The sequence below is a fragment of the Thermogemmata fonticola genome, assembly GCF_013694095.1.
Taxonomy (GTDB): Bacteria; Planctomycetota; Planctomycetia; order Gemmatales; family Gemmataceae; genus Thermogemmata; species Thermogemmata fonticola.
The window spans coordinates 166,668-187,067 of record NZ_JACEFB010000008.1 but is presented as its reverse complement, the minus strand read 5'-3'; the positions used below and the strand labels follow the sequence as shown (position 1 = coordinate 187,067).

Below are 20,400 nucleotides of genomic sequence, written 5' to 3'. Positions count from 1 at the left end.
CTCTTCGATGGCTCATAGCTTTTCCCATTCCAGAGGAAAAGTTATGAGCCATCTGCTATGTGTCATGGATTCTATTTCCAGAACCAGTGACAGGATTGTAGAGAGGATCAATGCACGCTCGGAGTTGAGGTCAGAGTTTAGGGTCAGCGGCGGAGAGTGTGTCGAGTTCGGGAAGTGGATAGGGTGCCGAGGAAGGGGAAATTAGCGAACAGTCAGGGCAGGCGAGTCGAGCGGCATAGTCGTTGAAGCAGTATTTTTCGCTAAAATCGCTCCATTTTGAGGCATTTCGTGCCGATAAGAGGGTAGAGACTGCCCGGAAGCGTAGTCCTTATGGGGAAACTCGGACCAGCAGGTGGGACGATGATGCGCAAAGTCTTAGCCATGGGGTGGGGGCTGGCGATGCTGGCGTGTGGGGGATGGGTGTACGCACAGCCGGGCCAGCCTGGGTATGCAGTGGTACGGCCTGGAGGCGGGATAGGCGGTGTCGCTCCAAGCGCCGTGACTCCGACAGCGGCGGTGCCGGAGCCAGCACCCCTGCGGATGGCGGGGGATGCTCCCGTGGGACAACCGGCTGTCAACGGAGCCAAAGACACAGCGCCAGCACCGGCTCCAGGAATGCTACCCAACGGCGTCTATGGTGGCATGATGGCGTCACCATTTGCGACTCTGTCCTCCGCAGTGATGGATCCGCCGTCCTCGTTCGGGACCGAGACGGTGTGGATATCGGGGGGCTATCTGATGGGCTGGCTGACGCGGCCGAAGCTGGCCACTCCCCTGGTGACGCAAGGAGACGTAGCGGACTTGCGACCGGGAGCCTTGGGGCAGCCGGGCACCCGCATTCTCTATGGGGATGAACAGTTCCGCTTTGGCAATCTCCATGGTATGACGGCTGAGTTGGGTGTGAATCTCAATGATCGCTTGTATGTAGAGTTCCGCGGATTTGTCTTCTGGCCGCAACACACACGCTATACGGTATCTTCCGATGCCAACGGTGCGCCGTTCATCGCCCGGCCTGTCTTCGATACCCTCACCAATTCCGAGGGGTCTTACCGGACTTCGACACCCAACGATATTGTCGGATATACAAGGATTGATGCTCGGCAGCAATTATTCGGTTATGAGACCCATGCCCGTTATAATGTCAAGTTAACGCCGTATTTGGATGTGGATTGGTTGCTGGGTTATCGCCGGATGCAGTTGGAGGAAGACTTGCGGATCTTCGACTTTTTGCAACCGACGGGAGGCAGTATTACCTTCGCCGGTGCCACGATTAGTGCTCCCGATACGGTGACCGATTTCGATCGCTTCAAGACGATGAACCAGTTCAACGGTGTGAATTTGGGGGGGCGCTTCCGCTGGCAGTCGGGGTATGATTGGCTGGCGTTCCAGGGTTACTACAAGGTAGCGTTGGGCGTCACCCAGCAAACTTTGAAGATTGAAGGCATATCGGTGGCGGACACCACCGTCGGGCGCTTCGCGGAGGTGGGTGGTATTCTGGCCCAATCCTCGAACATCGGTGTGCACAAGCGCTCGGAGTTCGGCGTCATCCCGGAGTTGGGGGTGAGCATGGTCTTCCTGCCCACCCGGTATGTGCGGCTGCACGCAGGGTATTCCGCCCTCTACTGGAATAATGTCATCCGCCCCACGAGCAGCATCGACCGGCGTGTCAATCCCGCTTTGGTGCCGACGGATACCAACTTTGGCATCAGCAATCCCGGGGCTTTCCCGGCAGTGACCTTCAAGAGCGAAAGCGTGTGGCTGCAAGGGATTAACTTTGCTCTGGAATTGTATTACTGAATGGATTTGGAATGAAGGATGGAGTTTCGGTGAGAAGCCAGGCAGGGGTGGACGTGCAACCCCTGTTATTTTTTTATGGAAACCGCCTCCAGTCCAGAGTGTTATTCCGATAGGGAGAATTCAGAGGAAAGCAGGGATAAGGATAAGTCAAGTTGAGGGGTCAGATTGGCCGATCTATTTTTTCTAGATTTCCTCTTTCATCAGGATCAACAGGGGTTATACTTCACAAATGGAGTTCTGTGCTTTCCCTCTGGTCTCGTTTGGGATGTGACGGGGACTAGGGGGTTGCAGTTGGGAAACTCTACCCCCTCAACAACGTTAGTGACACACCGAGGAGTTGGCACCATGACCCGACGTATCCCGTCCCGTTGGCTGAAGTCCGTCACACGTTGGATGCAACCGGTTCGCCCCATTCGCCGCAGCCCAGCGCTCGAAAGCGTGCTCCGTTTGGAATGGCTGGAATCCCGACAGGCCCCTGCGGTGTTCACCGCTGATCCTTCCGCATCGGACGGCACGGTCAACAGCTTGCGCTGGGCGATTCAGCAAGCTAACACCAGTTCGGACCCGACGGACACGATTCAGTTGCAAATCGGGGCACTCTATCAACTGACACGGGCAAATACCACGGGTCAGGACAACGATAACATCGATGGCGATCTGGACATTCGGAATGTGGGATTTCTGGCGGGTACGAAGACGATCACCATCATTGGGCTGGGACCGGTTCGAGCGACGATTCAGCAAACCGTTCAAGACCGGGTTTTTCATATCTTGGGTCCTAATGTGATCGTGCGTTTCAACAATGTTGAGATCATCGGGGGAAGGGCGGTTGATAACGGCACGGCGGCGGTAAGTCCGGGAGATACCGATGCTTGGGGCGGAGGGGTGCTCAATGATGGGGGAACGGTGTCGTTTACGAATGCTGTAGTGGCCAGCAATAGTGCCCTTGGGGCGGCAGGAGCAGCAGGCACAGCGGGAACGTCGGCGTCGCCGAATGGCCAAGCGGGAGGGAATGGCCGCAATGCTTTGGGAGGCGGTATCTATTCGTCGGCGGGCACGGTGCTCATTCACAGTTCGCAGATCTTGAACAACCGGGCTGTGGGCGGTGCGGGGGGAAATGGTGGAGCGGGATATACGGGCAGCACGGCGGGCAATGGCGGGGCGGGAGGTAATGGCGGTTCGGCGTTTGGGGGAGGCATCTATGCGGCTTCCGGGGATGTCATTGTCCGGCAATTTTCTTTGGTCTTGAGCAATGCCGCGACGGCGGGGCTGGGAGGGAATGGCGGAGCGGGGGGAAGTGTCTCAGTTCCAGGAAGTGGCGGCCACGGGGGGGCGGGAGGCAACGGCGGTTCCGCAGCCGGTGGTGGGATTTATGCGGCAGCGGGAAGTGTGCGGGTGGAGTCGTTTTCCTCGGTGGAGAACAATGGTGCCTTTGCGGCAGCGGGTGGCAACGGCGGCAATGGCGGCGGCACGCTGCTGGGAGCTGGCGGAGCCGGTGGGGTAGGCGGAATCGGAGGAAATGCCGGAGGCGGTGCCATTTGGGCGAGCGGCGACATTACCTTGAGCGGAACGGCTTATGCGAATACTAACGTCGCCTCCGCGGGAAATGGTGGAGCTGGCGGGAATGCAGGAGGAGCATCTTCGGGTACTGGCGGGGCGGGTGGAGCGGGGGGAAATGCCGGCGTGGCCCGGGGCGGCGGCCTCTTTACCGCCAGTGGTAGTATTTTGCTGGAAAGCTCCGCTTTGGTCGTGAGCAATGCCGCTCGTGGCGGCTCTGGCGGCCGCGGCGGAAACGGAAACGCCGGCAGTGGGGGATCATCGGGTGATGGTGGTGCCGGTGGCAATGGCGGGAGTGCTTATGGCGGCGGACTATATGTGCCGGCGGGGAGTGTGACGATCCGGAACAATACGATTGTGCGGAACAACGAAGCCAATGCTGGACCGGGGGGCAATGGAGGGAATCCGGGCGGAACGGGTGCAACGGGTGGGGCCGGAGGAATCGGCGGAGTTGCCTACGGCGGCGGCGTGTATGTCGGCACAGGGAATGTCACGGTGGTTGGCAGCACTAGCACTTTGATCGGCATTACTTCGCGGATTGTGAGCAACATAGCGTTTGCCGATCGGGGTGGCATTGGCGGAACAGGAAGTAATGCTGGCTTTTCGGGCGATGCTCGCGGCGGCGGAATCTATGTGAGCAACGGGGATGTATTGATCGACAACGGCGGGTATGTGCAAAGCAACGTGGCGACGGGCAATACCGGGGCAGCCGGTGGGGGAAGCGGCGGACTGAGCGCCTCCGGCAGCAACGCCTACGGCGGGGGCATCTACGTCAGCGCAGGGGATGTGACTGTCCGTGCCCGTTCGTTTGTGATCGACAATCAAGCTATCGGCCAGGACAGCCCCAATGGTCCGAATGGTCCGGCGGGGGGTGAGGCCCGCGGCGGCGGTATTTATGTTGGCGCCGGCAACGTAACGGTGGATGACAACTCGGGGGTGAACAACAACCTGGCGGAAGCGGGACGCGGCGGCAATGCGACAGGGACCGGCGGATCAGGCGGCGCGGGAGGCGATGCCTTCGGAGGGGGTATCTACGCTGGCAATGGCAGCGTGACCGTGGATCGTTCCTCGCGCATCAACAACAACACGGCTCGCGCTGGCAGTGGCGGGAATGGGGCCGTTGGTTCCACGGCGGCAACGAGCGGCCTCACCGCTGGGACCGGTGGTGCTGGGGGCGATGGCGGCCATGCCTACGGCGGCGGCATCTACGTGGCGGCTGGATCGGTAACGATGACGCTCGACCGCAGCGCCGTCATCAGCGACAACCAGGTGCAAGCCGGCAATGGCGGGAATGGCGGAGCGGGAGGCAACGGCACGGTCGCTAATGCTAATGGGGGCGCGGGAGGTGCAGGAGGAACGGGTGGATGGGCTTTGGGCGCTGGCCTTTACTTGGACGGCGGAGTGTCTCTGGTCCTGCAAGGCAGCAGTCGGGTTGAAAACAACAGGGCAACCGCTGGTACGGGAGGCAATGGCGGCACCGGAGGAACGGCCTCTGGTCCTCTCAGTTTCGGTGGGATAGGTGGGGATGGCGGCGGCGGTGGCTGGGCGGCTGGCGGAGGAGTTTTCCTCAGCTCGTCTGCGGTTACTCAAACCATCACCGGTCAGGCTTTGATTCAGAATAACACCGCTACAGGCGGCAACGGCGGGAACGGCAGCGCCGGGGGCACCGCTGGTTCGAACTCCGGCAACGGCGGAGCGGGCGGAGCAGGGGGCGATGGCCAAGGCGGCGGCGTGTACTTTGAAGGCGGAACCCTGCTCATTCAATCCGCGACCCTCCGGAGCAACGCCGTGAACTCCGGCAATGGTGGAGCGGGTGGAGTCGGCGGAGCCGGTGGAGCAACGACCAATCCGGGCAATGGCGGCCAGGGCGGCAGCGGCGGGAATGCCCAGGGCGGCGGATTGTATACCCTCGACGGGGACATCACCTTGCAGACCGTCAGCATTGAGGGAAACAGCGCCGGCAATAGTGCTGGCTCGGGAGCTGGGGGAGGCGGCGGGGCCCCAGGAGCGGGGACAGGAGGAATCGGTGGCAACGGCGGCGCTGGTGGAGTGCGAGCTGGCGGCGGCCTCTACGTCGCAGCGGGTACCGCCAATGTCCTGATCCGCAGCAGTAGCATTACTCAGAACACCCTGGCCTTCAACGGCGGCGGAGCCGGTGGCACCGGCGGTACGGGCGGAGGATTGCCGGGAACAGGCGGTGATGTCCTCGGCGGCGGCGTGTACCTGGCCAATGACTATACCCTCCTGTCCAACTCGACCGTGGGGGGCAACGTCGCACGGGCTGGCGGTTCCTCCAGCACCATCGTCGGCGCCTCTCACGGCGGCGGAGTTTACATCGCCTCCACGGCGGTGGCCGACGTCCACAATACCACGGTTTCCTTCAACATCGCCTTCGATGAAGGCGGCGGCATCTACAACGCCGGCGACCTGCAACTGATCAGCACCTTGATCTCCAATAACAGCAGCACACTGACGCCACAGGCCGATCTGACCCACGCTGGTGTGGCTATTGCTGGCAATCACAACCTGATCCAGACGAACGCGGGACACCCCTTCATCAATGGCGTGAATTTCAACATTGTGGGAGTCAGCAGTCTGGCCATCAATCAAGGGGCGACCTTGACCACAGCGAGCAATGGTACGAAATACTATCCCTTCCTCGGCAGCAGTGTGGCCTACAATGCGGGTTCCAACCCCGATAGTCTAGGGACGGATCAACGGGGTGTCGGCTTCCCGCGGGCCTTTGGAGGTGCGCCGGACATTGGGGCGATCGAAGGGGCCAGTCCGGGCGGACTGCTTCCTGTCCCGTTTGTGGTGACCTCCACAGGTAATGGGTTTGTCCGGATCATTAATCCCAGCACGCGTACGGTGCTCCAGTATTTCCGGCCGTTTGGAGCTGGCTACCGCGGAGTTTACAGCGTGGCGGTGGCGGATGTGAATGGGGACGGTCTCAAGGATGTCATCGTGGCGACACGGGGTCCCTTCAACGGCCGTGTCCGGGTCTATGACGGCGGGGCGGTCATCACGCCAGGGGTCAATTTCAATGATCCCAGTACCTGGCCGACCTTCCTCACGCCAGCCACGGGCTTGACCAATCCTGCGATTGCCAACATCAAGGTCCTGGGCAGCTACAAAGGGGGCCTGACGGTGGCGGCGGGTGACGTCAACAATGACGGTTTCGCGGACATCATCGTGGGCACTACAGCCGGTTCGACCTTGCCCGGTGCGACGATCGGCCGCAACACAACGGGCAGCCCCAGTGGACCGCCGGTGATCCTTCCGGGAGCCGTAGCCCGTGTCGGAGTGTATGATCGCACCGGTGCTCTATTGGCTCCCATCATCCGCCCGTTTGGGAATAATTATGCAGGAGGCGTGACCGTCGCAGCGGGAAATATCACCGGAAGTGCCGCCGCCGAGATCGTGGTCGGCCGAGGTTCCGGAGCGGGCCGGATCAAAGTGTACCAGTTCGTCGCGGGGAACCTTGTCCAGTTTGGCTCGACCCTGGTCCCCTTCACCACGCCGCCGCAAGCGACGCAGGTCTTCACGGTGGACACGGATGGCAACGGGATCAAGGAGTTCGGCGCGGCTTACCAGGTGGGGAACACCGTCCAGGTCCGGGTCTATGATTCGGCCGGTACAGTCATCGCTAGCTACACCGCTGCCACGGGGGTGCAAACCTTCGGCGTGGGCAGCGTGGATGTCAACCTCGATGGCCATGACCGCCTGTTGCTCGGAATCCAGACGGCTAGCCCCGGCTTACAGCTCCGCATCCTCGATCCCTTGACGGGCACGCTGCAGGATGGGTTCAATACCTTCGTTCTCGTCCTCAATGGCATTTCCGTCGCCGGGGTGTGAGATCAGGATGAACACACTGCTGGATCGTGCCCTGACATTGCATCGTCAAGGACAGTGGGATGAAGCGGAGCTGCTCTACCGGCGCATCCTAGACGAGGAGCCGGCGCAGGGGGAGGCTCTGCATCTCTTAGGCGTGCTGGCCTATCAGCGGGGGGATTACAGCCAAGCCATGCGCTGGCTGGCCCGCGCTGCCGAATGCCGGCCCCAATCGGCCGTTGTGTTCAGCAACTGGTCGGAAGCAGCGCGTCTCGGCGGCGATCTGACCACAGCATTGCAAGCAGCCCAGCGGGCGGTGCATCTCGATCCCACCCTGGCGGAAGGGTACAACCATCTTGGCTTAGCCTGGCAAGCCGCGGGCAACAGGACCGAAGCGGAAGCGGCCTTCCGCCGCGCTCTGGAAGTGCGGCCGGACTTCGCCCTGGCCTGGAACAATCTGGGCACGGTGCTGCGCGAACAAGGGCGTACCCCAGAAGCCCTGGAGGCCTTCCGCCGGGCGGTGGAGGCGGACCCGCGCCTGCCCTTGGCCCTGAGCAATCTTGGCCAGGCCTTGCTGGAGGCGGGAGCCAAAGAGGAGGCGGAACACTATCTCCGCCAGGCGGTGGAGGCCAACCCCCAACTGGCCGAAGCGTGGAGCAACCTCGGCAATGCCCTGCGTGCCCAGGATAAGCTGGAGGAAGCAATCCACTGCTACCGCCAGGCCCTGGCTCTGCGGCCGGATGTGGCTATGATTCACGGCAATCTCGGCCAGGCCCTGCAACAGCAAGGCCATCTGGCCCAGGCCATCGCCTGTTATGCCCGCGCTGTGGAGTTGGACCCCACCTCCCCCCGCTTTGAGACCTTCTGGGCGAGCGCCCTGGCGGAACAGGAGAACTACGCCGCTGCTGCCGAGCATTATCGCAAAGCCCTGGCCCTCAAACCGGACCATGTCGAAGCCTTGCAGGGTTTGGGGTCTGTGCTCCTGGAACAAGGCGATTTCGCCGACGCGCTGGAGCATTTCGATGCCGCCTTGCGGTTGCGGCCTACTGACGCCGAAACGCTGGTCAGCCGGGCGGCGGCGTACGCCGAGTTGGGCCAACTCGAACGAGCACGGGCCGACTACCGCGCCGCCCTTCAGCACGATCCGGAACATGCCGGTGCCTGGAGCGTCCTGGCCACGCTATTACGGGATCGCCTCCCGCCGGAAGATGTGGCGGCTATGGAAGCCCTCTTGGCCCGCGAACACCTTTCGGACTGGCGGCGCGCTTTGCTCCATCATGGCCTGGCCCACGTGTACGATGCACGCGGGGAATATGTCCGGGCGGCGGAGCATGCAGCGCGGGGCAATGCCTGCCGCCGACTCGTCTGGACGCGCCAAGGAAAAACCTATCAGCGGGAAGAACATTCCGCCTTCGTCGATTTCCTGATCCGTTGTTTTTCCCCCGAATGGTTCGCCTGCACTCAAGGATGGGGATTGGAGACGCCCGTGCCTGTCTTCATCATCGGGCTGCCCCGCTCCGGCACGACACTCATCGAGCAGATTCTGGCGAGCCATCCGCAGGTCTACGGCGGGGGGGAATTGACGATTACCAAGGAAGTCATCGACCTGCTGCCGCAGTGGCTGGGGCGGTCGGAAGCCCCGCTCATGGGCCTGCCCCATCTGACACGGGCTGCGGCCTTGCAGGCTGCTAAGGAGCATCTGGCCCGCTTGCGCCGCTTGCATCCTTCGGCGGAACGCCTCGTGGATAAAATGCCCGACAACTATCTCTGGCTCGGCTGGCTGGCCACCCTCTTTCCCAAGGCCCGCTTTATCCACGTCCGCCGCGATGACCGCGATGTGGCCCTCTCCTGCTGGCTGACCAATTTCAAGCAAATCCGCTGGGCGTGCGATCTGGAGGACATCGCCGCCCGCATTCGCGATCATCACCGGCTTATGGACCATTGGCGGGCCGTGCTCCCCGTCCCCCTTCTCGAAATCGACTACGAAGCGGTGGTAGAGGACCTGGAAAGCGCTACCCGACGGCTGCTCGATTTCTCGGCCTCGATTGGCATCCCCAATGCTTGGCTTTCCACGACAATCAACGTCCCGTCCGCACCGCGAGCCTGGTCCAAGTCCGCCAACCGGTCTATCGACACTCCTGCCAGCGCTGGATGCATTACCGGGATACCTCCTTGGGCGAATTTCTCCTGCGCCTGGGCCAGGCAAGCTGGAGCAATTCAAAAGGGAAGCAGATTAACTCCGCACCCCCTGTCTCACAACGGCCCGATAACTGAGAGGAGGGCGTCGGTTCAGCAGCTTTCAGCGGCTCGTCCTTTCTCGATGCGGCCAGATTGCAGCCTACCTGATGTTGGATCGACTCCCTGGTTCTTCCCTTCCGCTTCCTCCAGGCGTTGTTCCTCGTGTGGACTTGTCCTGGTCTGGAGGCCGGGGTTGTGTCTGAGGCGGAGAGGGAAGAAAACGAGCCAGAGCCAGCGAGAAAGAGCCTTGAAGGTGTCATCTCTCTAGGGTGGTTTCTGGTAACATAACTTCGGGGAACTCCGAAAGCCGCAACTGGGTCAACTGGGCGTACCCCGGAGCTGGTGATACGGGAGGAATAGGATCAGTTACGCATCCGCATGGCGGGTCTTGCGGAAGGAACAATCTAAGGGGTCGCTACGCGAGGAGTGTTCTCTCGATCAACGGTCCAGGGTCGCCATGCTGGGAGTGTTTCATCGATCGTGTTGAAAGGACACAAGCCATGAGGGCGAGGAGATCGAGGAGTCCGCGGTTTCATGGGACGACCATCCTCGCGGTGCGCACAGCTCAGGGTGCCGCGCTGGGGGGAGATGGGCAGGTCACGCTGGGGAATGTGGTGATGAAGGCGGATGCCCGGAAGGTCCGACGGCTTTACGACGGGAAGGTGCTGGCCGGCTTCGCGGGCGCGGCGGCTGATGCATTCGCCCTCCTCGAACGCTTTGAAAGCAAGCTGCGCGATCATCAGGGGTCTGTGCCGCGGGCGGCCACGGAGCTGGCCCGCGATTGGCGGACCGATCGCATCCTCCGCCGACTGGAGGCGATGCTCATCGTCATGGACCGCGAGCACCTGCTCCTGATCAGCGGCACCGGCGATGTGATCCAACCCTCGGACCACGTTTTGGCCATTGGTTCCGGCGGTCCCTATGCTCTGGCCGCCGCCCGCGCCTTGCTGGCCCATACCTCCTTGCCGCCGGTGGATATCGTCCGCCGCTCCTTGGAAATTGCCGCCGATTTGTGTATCTATACAAACCGCCAGATCGAAGTCGCGGAATTGACCTGACAGCTCCCCGGCGCTTGGATCGAGGAGGGTCGAGCGCTCGCAGGGGATCAGGAAGAGAAAGCCGCCGCGGCCTCTTTGATCCTGACAGGTGCTTGCCATCGGGAATTCGTTTCACACGTGCATGGCCCAGGGAAATCGATATGTCGACTTTGAGTTCTTCCCCGTCTGCTGCTGATCTCCCTGCTTCTGGTAAGACCGAGGCAGGGGAAATGCTCGCGCCGCCGGCCTGGACACCCCGGCAGATCGTCACGGAGTTGGACAAGTACATTGTCGGGCAGCACGCTGCCAAGCGGGCGGTCGCCATTGCCATTCGCAATCGCTGGCGTCGGCAGCAACTGCCGCCGGACCTGCGCAAGGATGTGACTCCCAAAAACATCATCCTCATCGGTCCGACCGGGGTGGGTAAGACGGAGATCGCCCGCCGCCTGGCGCAACTGGTGGGAGCGCCCTTTGTCAAAGTGGAAGCCACCCGCTTCACCGAAGTGGGATATGTGGGGCGGGACGTGGAAAGCATCATCCGGGACCTGGCCGAGGCAGGTGCGGTGATCGTCCGGCAGCAGATGCATGCTCAGGTACGCGAACAGGCTCAGAAGCGCGTCCGCGAAAAACTCTTGGACCTGCTTCTGCCCAGCAGCCGCCGCGAGGAATACCCGGAGGAAGCAGAGGAGACTACCCCGCGCCGGCGCATCAGCCGCAGCCGAGAAAAACTGGCGGCCCAATTGGATGCCGGCTTGCTGGAGGATCGGATCGTCACGGTAGAAGTGCCCAAGAAAGCCGAGATGCCCATCTTCGCCGCCGTGGGAATCGACAATCTCGACTCGGACCTGCGCCACCTCTTCGAGCAGGTCCTGCCCCGCAATACCGTGAGCCAAGATATGCCGATCCGCGAGGCCCGCAAAGTGCTCCTGGAACAGGAAACCGAAGCCCTCATTGATCGGGCCGCCCTCGCGGAACGCACCGTGGAACTCGTCGAAAATCACGGCATCGTCTTTCTGGACGAGATCGACAAGATTTGCGGTCCGCAAAGCAGTCATGGGCCGGATGTGTCCCGCCAGGGAGTCCAGCGAGACCTCTTGCCGATCGTCGAAGGCACCACAGTCAACAGCAAATATGGTCCTATCCGCACCGACCATATCCTGTTCGTCGCCGCGGGGGCCTTCCACACGGCCAAACCTTCCGATCTGATGCCGGAGTTGCAAGGCCGCTTTCCCATCCGAGTCGAATTGAGCGATCTGAGCCGGGAGGACTTTGTCCGCATCCTGACCGAACCGAAGCATGCCCTGACCCGCCAGTATGCTGAGTTGCTCCGCACCGAGGGCGTGGACCTGACCTTCACCCCGGACGGCATTGAAGCCTTGGCCGACATCGCTTATCAGGTCAACCGGACCCACCAGAATATCGGTGCCCGGCGGCTCCACACCGTGCTCGAAAAAGTCGTCGAAGACATCAGCTTTGAAGCGCCCGACCTGCCGGATAAACAGGTGGTGATCGACGCCGCCTTCGTCCACCGCCGCCTCGCTGACATCCTCCAGCGAGAAGACCTGAGCAAATACATCCTCTGAACCTGGCCGGGACCTCCGAACCAGGAAACCGCCGCCTCTTCCTTTCCCATGCAACCGCCGGTCCTAGAAGTGCCCAGGGCCTTGCTCCTCGGCGGCAGAGCGGGCTGTCATTCCCACCGCGCAAGGCTGTCATCCCCAGCAGATAGGACGATCATTTCAACCGAGAGGGAACCGGACGTTCTGAAGCAGTCTTTCCATTCCCTGGAATTGGTCGTTGGATTATATTGGGATCAACTACGCTACGCCGGTCTCTATGGCTGTGGCATCCACGAGGGAAAGCGGATGATGTCCTCCACTCCCGTGCCAGATTCCCCCCAAGGTGGGACGACACCGAATATCACCTTGCAAATGTTGTGGGACTATCTGGACGAAGCACTTCCCCAAAAGGACATGATTCTGGTGGAGAATGCTTTGCGGGAATCCGAGAGCTTGCGGCAGCAGTTACAGCAGATTATGCAGCGGCGGGACAACGGCGAGCACACCGTGGGAGCCATCTGGCGGCGCTACCGCGTCAGTTGCCCAGATCGTGATGTTTTAAGTAGCTACCTGCTAAACACAGGAGACCCCCGGCTGCTCGATTATGTCCGCTTCCATCTGGAGGTCATCGGTTGTCCCTACTGTCAGGCCAATCTCGAAGACTTGCAGCAGGTTTATGAATCTTCGAAAGCCTCCGCGAAGCGTGCATCATCCAAAGACCCCTCAAGACACCGGCGGTGAGCCATCTCCGACGCATGGCACTGCGCAGGACAATCCTTCTCGCAAGATTCTGCGTTCACCATGCCTCATGCCGTACCTCTTTCCCTTGGGGAAGAGGAAACGTGTCTGATGGCGGAGGAGAGGCCTGTCCCTTCCTGTTGATTCCCCGACGTTATTGCTGGCAGTGCGATGACGGCGGCGCCTATCTCGTCCCCTCATCACCGGGATAAGGCTATTCCCTGGTCGGGATGAGCTGGTTTTTACGGAGGGATTTCCTTCGGGGCTTACTCCAGGCAAGGTGGGATTCCGGACTCCAGGAAGGGATAGTGTCGCTGGCTGGAGATCGAACAGGGGCTGGGGATCGTAATGCCAGTCGTGCCGAAGTGGTAAACAAGTTTGGAAGCGTGTTGGGATGGGAAACGTTGGGCAGGGGCAGGGATGCTCTCTAGGGATGGCTTACAGTCTGTTGGAGAATAAGGTTTCTGAGGGGTTTGATCGTCCGGGAATCAGGAGGGGAGAGAGGTTCGATGGGAGGTGCGGCTCTGTTCGCCGTGGGGGATGGGGAAGTCTTGGTTCGGGCCGTTCTGCTCCAGATTGTGGTGATTCTGGTAGCAGCTCGTGCAGCGGCGGTGGTGGTACGGCGGCTGGGGCAACCCGCGGTTGTGGGGGAATTCCTGGCGGGTTTGGCCTTGGGTCCGTCGCTTTTGGGACGCTGGCAGCCGGAGTTGTTCGCCGCCTTGTTTCGCCCCCCTTTGGCGGGGATGACGCCGGAGCAATCGGCCCTACTGGTGGAGCAGGTGTTGGGCTTCACCGCCCATTTGGGTTTGATCTTTCTGCTGTTTCTGGTGGGTTTAGAGGTAGATGGCCGGTATTTCCGCCGGGGTTGGGGCCAGCCGGTGGCCATTGCCGGGGTCGGACTTCTGCTACCACTGTTGGTGGGCCTTCCCGTGGGTTATGGCCTGGCTTGGGAAGAAGGGGCAATCGGTGAAGAGGGGCTTCTTTCACCCGCCGTGCTCTTTGTGGCGGCGGCATTTGCCATCACCGCCCTGCCCGTGCTCGCCCGCATACTGATCGACTTGGGGGTTTTGGGGACCCATCTAGCTCGCCTGGCGCTGGCGTCCGCGGCGATCACCGATGGAGCCATGTGGTGCCTCCTGGCGGGCATCACGGCTTGGGTCAACCGCCGCGAAGTCGGGATGGGTTTCGGGCAATCGCTCCTATTCCTGGCAACCTTCGTCTTGGTGATGGCGTTCGTCATTCGTCCGTGGGGAGGGAAATATCTGCGTCGGGCGTTGCAGCGCGGCGAAGGGCGGCTGAGTCTGCCAGTTTGGACCGTACTGCTGCTTCTACTGTTGCTGAGCGCTTACACTGCGAGTGGGATGGGCATCCATGCTTGGTTTGGGGCGTTTGCGCTGGGGGTGGCTTTGGCCGGCGTGCCCGGCTTCCCAGCGGAAGCCGCTGCCCGTTTGCGCACCCTGACGCAAGGCTTTTTCCTGCCGATCTTTTTCGCTTATGCGGGGCTGCGAACCGATGTTTTCGTGATGCTGGATGTCTGGAGTGGGCCGGTGTGCCTGGGAGTGTTGGCCGCCGCCGCCCTGGTCAAGTGGGTTCCCTGTACCTTGGCCGCTCGCTGGCAGGGCTTATCCTGGCGTGAAGCCGCCCTCATGGGGTCGCTGATGAATACCCGCGGCCTGATGGGACTGGTTGTCGCCAGCATGGGGCGGGATGTCGGGGCGCTCTCCCCCGGTCTCTTCGCACTCCTCGTGCTCATGGCGGAGATCATGACCCTTTTGACGACTCCGCTCGTGCTCCTGCTGGCTCGCGGCACGGAATGGGAAGCCCCCCTGCGGACGTCGGGTTGGCTCCGGCCTCAATCCGTTCCAGCCGCGGCCACGAGCGTCTCCGCCTCCGAGGCGATCACCTCCGTCTCCGAGGTTCCCCCAATGATGAAAAAATGATGAAGACAGCAACTCACCCGTTTCCACTGCCATCGGATCGGGTTAGATAACACGGCAGGTCAGAAATTGACCACCCCGGAGACGGTTAGGTTTCCGCCTCCGGTTTGTCTGCCCCCCCCCTGTCCAAGGAGTTTGCGGCTATGCGTAAGTTGTTTCTGGCGACGGCGAGCGTGTTTCTGATGGCGGGTCTGGCGTATGCGGTGGATGTCATCGTCCTCCGCTACAATGCCGAAACCAAGGAAGTGGTCGTCAAGGAAGGGGACAAGGAGGTGACCTACAAGATCGCCGAGAACGTCAAGGTGATCCTCAAGGACAAAGAAGGAAACACCAAGGAGGGGTCGTTCAAAATCCTGGAAGGCCGTTTGAAGCTGGCCGGCAAAGGAAAAGCGGGCGGCCCGAAGCTGGATGTCACGGTCAAGGATGGGACGATCACCGAAGTGACGCTCCCCGCCTTCGGCAAGAAGGGGAAGGGAGGAAACTAGGGGAGGCGCCTCGGATCAGGCCATCCTGAAACGCGCATAGGTTAGTCCCCCTTCGGCTCGGTGCCCTTTGCACCGGGCCATTTCTTTTTCCCGTCCTCCTCTCTCTGATCTGGGGCCGTTCTGATTTTTCCCGAACGATAGGACGGAGATGGACGATAGGGCCGGTCGGGTTGCGTTCCCTGAGCCGGCCGGAAGCGTCAACTACTACGGGGGACTGCGAGGAGACAGCGATTGCCACCGGAGCCAAGGTCAGTTCTCCGGCGACCGGTGGAGGCGGAAGCAGGCCGGTCAGCCGAGATTCATCGAGAGAAGGAACTCGGCGTTAGACTTGGTTTTCTTGGCCCGGTTGACAAGGAGTTCCATAGCCTCCACGGGGTGCATGTCAGCAAGGACGCGGCGGAGGATGCGGATTTTCTCCAGTTCGTCGGGGTGGAGGAGGAGTTCTTCCTTGCGGGTGCCGGACCGATTGACATCGATGGCGGGATAGACCCGTTTTTCCACGAGGCGGCGGTCCAGGTGCAACTCCATGTTTCCGGTTCCTTTGAACTCCTCGAAGATGACTTCATCCATGCGGGAGCCGGTGTCGATGAGGGCGGTGGCCAGAATGGTCAGGCTGCCGCCTTCTTCGATGTTGCGAGCGGCACCGAAGAAGCGTTTCGGCTTCTGCATGGCGTTGGAGTCCAGACCGCCGGAGAGGAGTTTGCCTCCGGGTCCGGCTTCCGTGTTGTGGGCACGGGCCAAGCGGGTGATCGAGTCGAGCAGGATGACGACGTCCTGCTTCATTTCCACCATGCGCTTGGCTTTTTCGAGGACGATTTCCGAGACGTGGATATGTTCTTCGGCGGGTTCGTCGAAGGTGCTGGCCACCACCTCCGCATTAGTGCCTTGCACCATGCGTTGCATTTCGGTGACTTCCTCCGGCCGCTCATCCACGAGCAGGACGAAGACGTAGCATTCGGGGTGATTTTTCAGGATGGCATTGGCCATCTTGGAGAGCAGGATGGTTTTGCCGGTGCGGGGCGGAGCCACGATCAGGCCGCGCTGTCCTTTGCCGATCGGGGTGATGAGGTCCACGATGCGCATGGACAGCTCGTCGGGCGTGGTTTCCAGCCGCAGGCGCTGGTTGGGGTGGAGGGGGGTGAGGTCCTCAAAGTTGGTGAGGGTGGCGATCTCATCGGGGTTGCGACCATTGACCCGCTCGATCTGCATGATGGCGAAGTTGTCCTGGTTTTCGATGGGCAGGCGGATCGGCCCTTCGACGACCAGGCCGGTGCGCAGGCTCATGCGGCGGATCTGCGAGGGGGAAACGTAGATGTCCTCCGGGCTGGCGAGGTAGTTGTGGGCTTGAGAGCGGAGGAAGCCATAGCCGTCCGGGAGGACTTCCAAGGTGCCGGAACCGCGGACGATCTCGCCTCGTTCGATCTGCCGGCGGACGATGGCGACGATGAGCTGCGCCCGGTTCATACCGGAGTGCTCGTGGATGCCCTCTTTTTCCGCCAGTTTGAACAGTTGGGGCATGGGCATGCGGTAGAGGTCATCCAGGCGGCAGGGCACTCCGGAAGGGGCGCGGACGGGCCGCTCCAGGGAACGGGGTTCCGCCGGAATGCGGGCGTCGCTGGTGGGGCGGGCCTCAGCCGCCGACTCCGTCCGTGCTTCGGTTGCCGGAGTGGCAGGCGCTCCCAAGGCAGCCGGGGTCGGAGGCGGCGGGGCCGGCGCTGGAGTGCTCCCCGCCGGGGCGGACTCGCCCGCAGCGGCCGTCTTCCGAACTAAACGCCGTGCAGCAGCAGCACGCAAAAGAGAGGGGCGCGGTGGCGTCCCTTCGACGCCTTTGGCGTCGGGCATGATCAGACTCCTCATTCAGGTTGGGGTACCAAAAGACCTATCATCCAGGGATTGGTTATGATGACGGACACCGGTCCATCATCACTCTGGACGGGGGACTTCTCCCTTCCCTTCCCCCACAGGGAGGCTCGGGGAACCGCCCCCGAGTCCGACGTTGCTTGTCACGCGATCTCTCTGTTCTCACGGTCTTGGGCTTCCGAGGAACCGCCCCGGAACGGCTACTTGTGTGACTCCTGCCTCACCGTCGTGAGTTGGGCGGACCTGCTCAGGCCAAACGGAACAGGGCCTTTTCCCATCACTCCTCGTCCTGCACGCCACTTTGCCACAACTGCGGTGGGGAAGTCAAGATGCGTTACTCCCACAGGGGGACAACGCCAGAATGTGTTTGTGGGCGACTTTCCTTGTTCCAATCTTATCCCTCATCTCGGCCTGCGTCAAGCACATTTTCCTGGAACCCTGGAAAAAACTCGTCTCCTTCTCCTCATGGCTTCTCTTTCCTTTTCACACACGCGGGTATTTTTCTCGCAACTCCTTTCCCTTCTCCTTTACCTTGACCCATCCTCAACCTTTCATTCCGCAAGCGAGGGGCTGGCCAGAATGTTCCGGCCTCATACCGCGCTAGAAGGCGCAGCGAGAGGCGGAGTGATTCCGCGGTTCGCGTTTTCCATTCCTCCGGCTTCCAGGAAGCAACGGCATCGGCTATATATACAGTATCCGCCGAACGGCAAAGGCTCTCGGATCCGGCACGGTTGCCTCAGAGCCGGCCATTTATGTTCCCCCCTAGTATCGCAATCAGCGTATCCTCGACACACTGGTAAGACCGCGACGGGATCATCGAAGTCGCGGATCGACTCAAAGCGAGGCAGCTATGACAGCCCGACGGCTTCCGGTCAATCGCAGGTTCAGGAATGGCGTTGTGCTTGCGGCGGTCAGTTGGCTCCTGGCGGCAGGAGGCGGTCTTGGCCGAGCCGGCGGTGATCCGCCTGCCTCTTCCGCATCCGCCGCGGGCCGGACTTCTGGAGGGGCGGCGGTGGATTACATCCGTGATGTCCGTCCCATTCTGTCAAATAACTGTTTTGCCTGTCATGGTCCCGACGACAAGACACGCAAGGGCGGGTTGCGGCTAGACCTGCGGGACGAAGCCGTTGCGGTGCTCAGTCCGGGCAAGCCTCAGGAGAGCGAGTTGTTACGGCGGGTGAGCAGCTCGGAGGGGGACGAGGTGATGCCGCCGGTCAAAACGGGCCGGCGCCTCAGCCCGCGCGAGATCGACATCTTGCGGCAGTGGATTGCTCAAGGCGCCCCTTACGCTCCGCATTGGGCCTATCGCAAGCCGGTCCTGCCGCCCCTTCCCGCTGTCCAAGCCCCGCCGCACTTCCCGATTCGCAATCCGATTGACGCCTTCATCCTGTATCGCCTCCAACAGGAAGGTTTGACTCCCCAGCCGGAGGCGGACCGCTATGCCTTGGCCCGCCGGGTGGCCCTGGACCTGACGGGTCTGCCGCCGAGTGTGGAGGAGGCGGAGGCCTTCGTGCGTGATCCGGCCCCGGATGCTTACGAGCGGTACGTCGATCGCTTGCTGGCCAAGCCGGCCTATGGCGAACACTGGGCACGCTTTTGGCTCGACCTGGCCCGCTACGCCGACAGCGCCGGTTACGCCGATGATCCGCCCCGCACCATCTGGAAATACCGCGATTATGTGATCGCCAGTTTCAACGCCAACAAGCCCTTCGACCGCTTCACCCTGGAACAACTGGCCGGCGACCTGCTTTTGGAAGAGGAAGGTTATGTTCCCAAAGGCCAGCCGCTGAATCTGGACGAGGCCTGGCGCTTGCCTCCGCCGGCCCTGGAGATGCTGGTGGCCACCGCCTTCCACCGCAACACGATGACGAACAACGAAGGGGGGACCAACGACGAAGAGTTCCGTAATGTCGCCGTGGTGGATCGCGTCAATACGACCTTCACCGTCTGGATGGCGACGTCCATCGGCTGCGCTCAATGCCACACGCACAAGTATGACCCCATCAGTCAAAAGGAATACTTCCAGGTTTTCGCCTTTTTCAACAACACCGCTGATGCCGACCGTTCTGACGAAAGTCCAGTTCTGCCGTTCTGGACTGAGGAGTTGCTCCAGAAGAAGCGGAGCCTCCAGGAGCAGATCCGCAAGCTGGAGGAGCAGTTGCGCGGGAAGAAGCCGGACGAACTTCCCGCCGAGCGGCAACGCTTGGAAGCGCTCAAGAAGCAAGCCAACGCAATCCGGCCGGTGACCACGGTGCCGATCCTCCAGGAGTTGCAGGGTTCCCGGCGGCGGACCACGCGCATCCAGCATCGAGGTAATTTTCAGGACCTCGGCGAAGCGGTCAGCGAAGGGACACCGGCAGTGTTTCATCCCTTCTCCCCGCAGTGGCCCAAAAACCGCCTCGGTTTCGCTCGCTGGCTCCTTAGCCCCGACAACCCCCTGACGGCCCGCGTCATCGCCAATCGGTTCTGGGAGCAGATCTTTGGCGTGGGGATTGTCCGCACCAGCGAGGAGTTCGGTATCCAGGGAGAATTGCCGGTACATCCGGAGTTGCTGGACTGGCTGGCCCTGGAGTTGCAAAAGGACTGGAACATCAAGCGCTTCCTGAAGCTGCTGGTGACCTCCAGCACCTATCGCCAGGCAGTTCGGGTGACGCCGGAGTTGTATGAACGGGACCCGGACAATCGCCTGCTCGCCCGTGGACCACGGGTGCGCCTGACCGCGGAGATGGTGCGGGATCAGGCCCTCTTTGCCGCAGGACTGCTCAGCTCCAAGATGTTCGGGCCGTCGGTCAAGCCGCCCCAGCCAAACCTGGGCGTTACCGCTGCCTTCGGAGGACGTATCGATTGGGAAACCAGCACGGGAGAGGATCGCTACCGCCGCGGGGTATACACCACCTGGAGGCGGAGCAATCCCTATCCGTCCATGGTGATGTTCGATGCTCCCAACCGGGAAGTTTGCACCGTGCGCCGGGGACAGACAAATACGCCGTTGCAGGCGCTGGTCACTATGAATGATCCGGTGTATGTCGAAGCGGCCCAAGCTCTGGCCCGTCGGACAATTCAGGAAGGTGGGATTACTCCCCAAGCGAAGGCGGTTTATGCTTTCCGCCGCTGCCTCATTCGCCCGCCCACGGATGCGGAAGTGCAACGCCTGGTGACGCTGTACCAGCAGGCCCGTGAGGGTTTTGCTAAAGACCCCTCCCGTGCTGCCCGGCTGGCCACCGACCCCTTGGGACCTCTGCCGCCGGGGATCGATCCGGTGGAAGCCGCTGCCTGGACCACCGTGGCCAACGTCCTGCTCAACCTCGACGAGATGTTCCTCAAGCGTTGACTTGGGACGCGTTGCCGGCACAGCATCGAG

Annotated in this window: 10 protein-coding genes; 9 read left to right on the top strand and 1 reads right to left on the bottom strand. The window is 61.6% G+C overall.

Going from position 1 to position 20,400, the window contains the following annotated elements:
• Positions 1-360: 360 nt before the first annotated feature.
• From H0921_RS11990 to H0921_RS11955, 8 genes are all read left to right on the top strand, one after another.
• Positions 361-1,797, top strand: coding sequence for a BBP7 family outer membrane beta-barrel protein (locus H0921_RS11990; RefSeq protein WP_194538337.1), 1,437 nt, complete (start codon positions 361-363; stop codon positions 1,795-1,797).
• Between the two features lie 345 nt (positions 1,798-2,142).
• Positions 2,143-7,209: a beta strand repeat-containing protein gene (locus H0921_RS18230; RefSeq protein ID WP_194538336.1), complete on the top strand. Its 5,067-nt coding sequence runs from the start codon at positions 2,143-2,145 to the stop codon at positions 7,207-7,209.
• 7 nt (positions 7,210-7,216) lie between these two features.
• Positions 7,217-9,691: a tetratricopeptide repeat-containing sulfotransferase family protein gene (locus H0921_RS11980; protein WP_194538334.1), complete on the top strand. Its 2,475-nt coding sequence runs from the start codon at positions 7,217-7,219 to the stop codon at positions 9,689-9,691.
• Between the two features lie 232 nt (positions 9,692-9,923).
• Entirely contained in the window at positions 9,924-10,481 is a 558-nt protein-coding gene (hslV, locus tag H0921_RS11975) for an ATP-dependent protease subunit HslV (RefSeq protein WP_194538332.1), read from the top strand.
• 209 nt (positions 10,482-10,690) lie between these two features.
• Positions 10,691-12,043, top strand: coding sequence for an ATP-dependent protease ATPase subunit HslU (gene hslU, locus H0921_RS11970; RefSeq protein WP_194538372.1), 1,353 nt, complete (start codon positions 10,691-10,693; stop codon positions 12,041-12,043).
• A 282-nt stretch (positions 12,044-12,325) separates the two neighbouring features.
• Entirely contained in the window at positions 12,326-12,760 is a 435-nt protein-coding gene (locus H0921_RS11965) for a hypothetical protein (protein WP_228499498.1), read from the top strand.
• A 506-nt stretch (positions 12,761-13,266) separates the two neighbouring features.
• On the top strand, positions 13,267-14,697 hold the full coding sequence (locus tag H0921_RS11960; RefSeq protein WP_194538330.1) for a cation:proton antiporter: 1,431 nt from the start codon (positions 13,267-13,269) through the stop codon (positions 14,695-14,697).
• 140 nt (positions 14,698-14,837) lie between these two features.
• A complete protein-coding gene (locus H0921_RS11955) occupies positions 14,838-15,179 on the top strand; it encodes a hypothetical protein (protein WP_194538328.1) in 342 nt (113 codons plus the stop codon).
• 288 nt (positions 15,180-15,467) lie between these two features.
• On the opposite strand, the gene rho is transcribed toward H0921_RS11955, so the two are convergent.
• On the bottom strand, positions 15,468-17,021 hold the full coding sequence (rho, locus tag H0921_RS11950; protein WP_194538326.1) for a transcription termination factor Rho: 1,554 nt from the start codon (positions 17,019-17,021) through the stop codon (positions 15,468-15,470).
• Between the two features lie 916 nt (positions 17,022-17,937).
• Between rho and H0921_RS11945 the strand changes: the two genes are divergently transcribed.
• Positions 17,938-20,370 carry a PSD1 and planctomycete cytochrome C domain-containing protein gene (locus H0921_RS11945; RefSeq protein ID WP_315851890.1) on the top strand — a complete coding sequence of 811 codons (2,433 nt, stop codon included), beginning with the start codon at positions 17,938-17,940 and terminating at the stop codon, positions 20,368-20,370.
• The last annotated feature ends 30 nt before the right edge of the window (positions 20,371-20,400 follow it).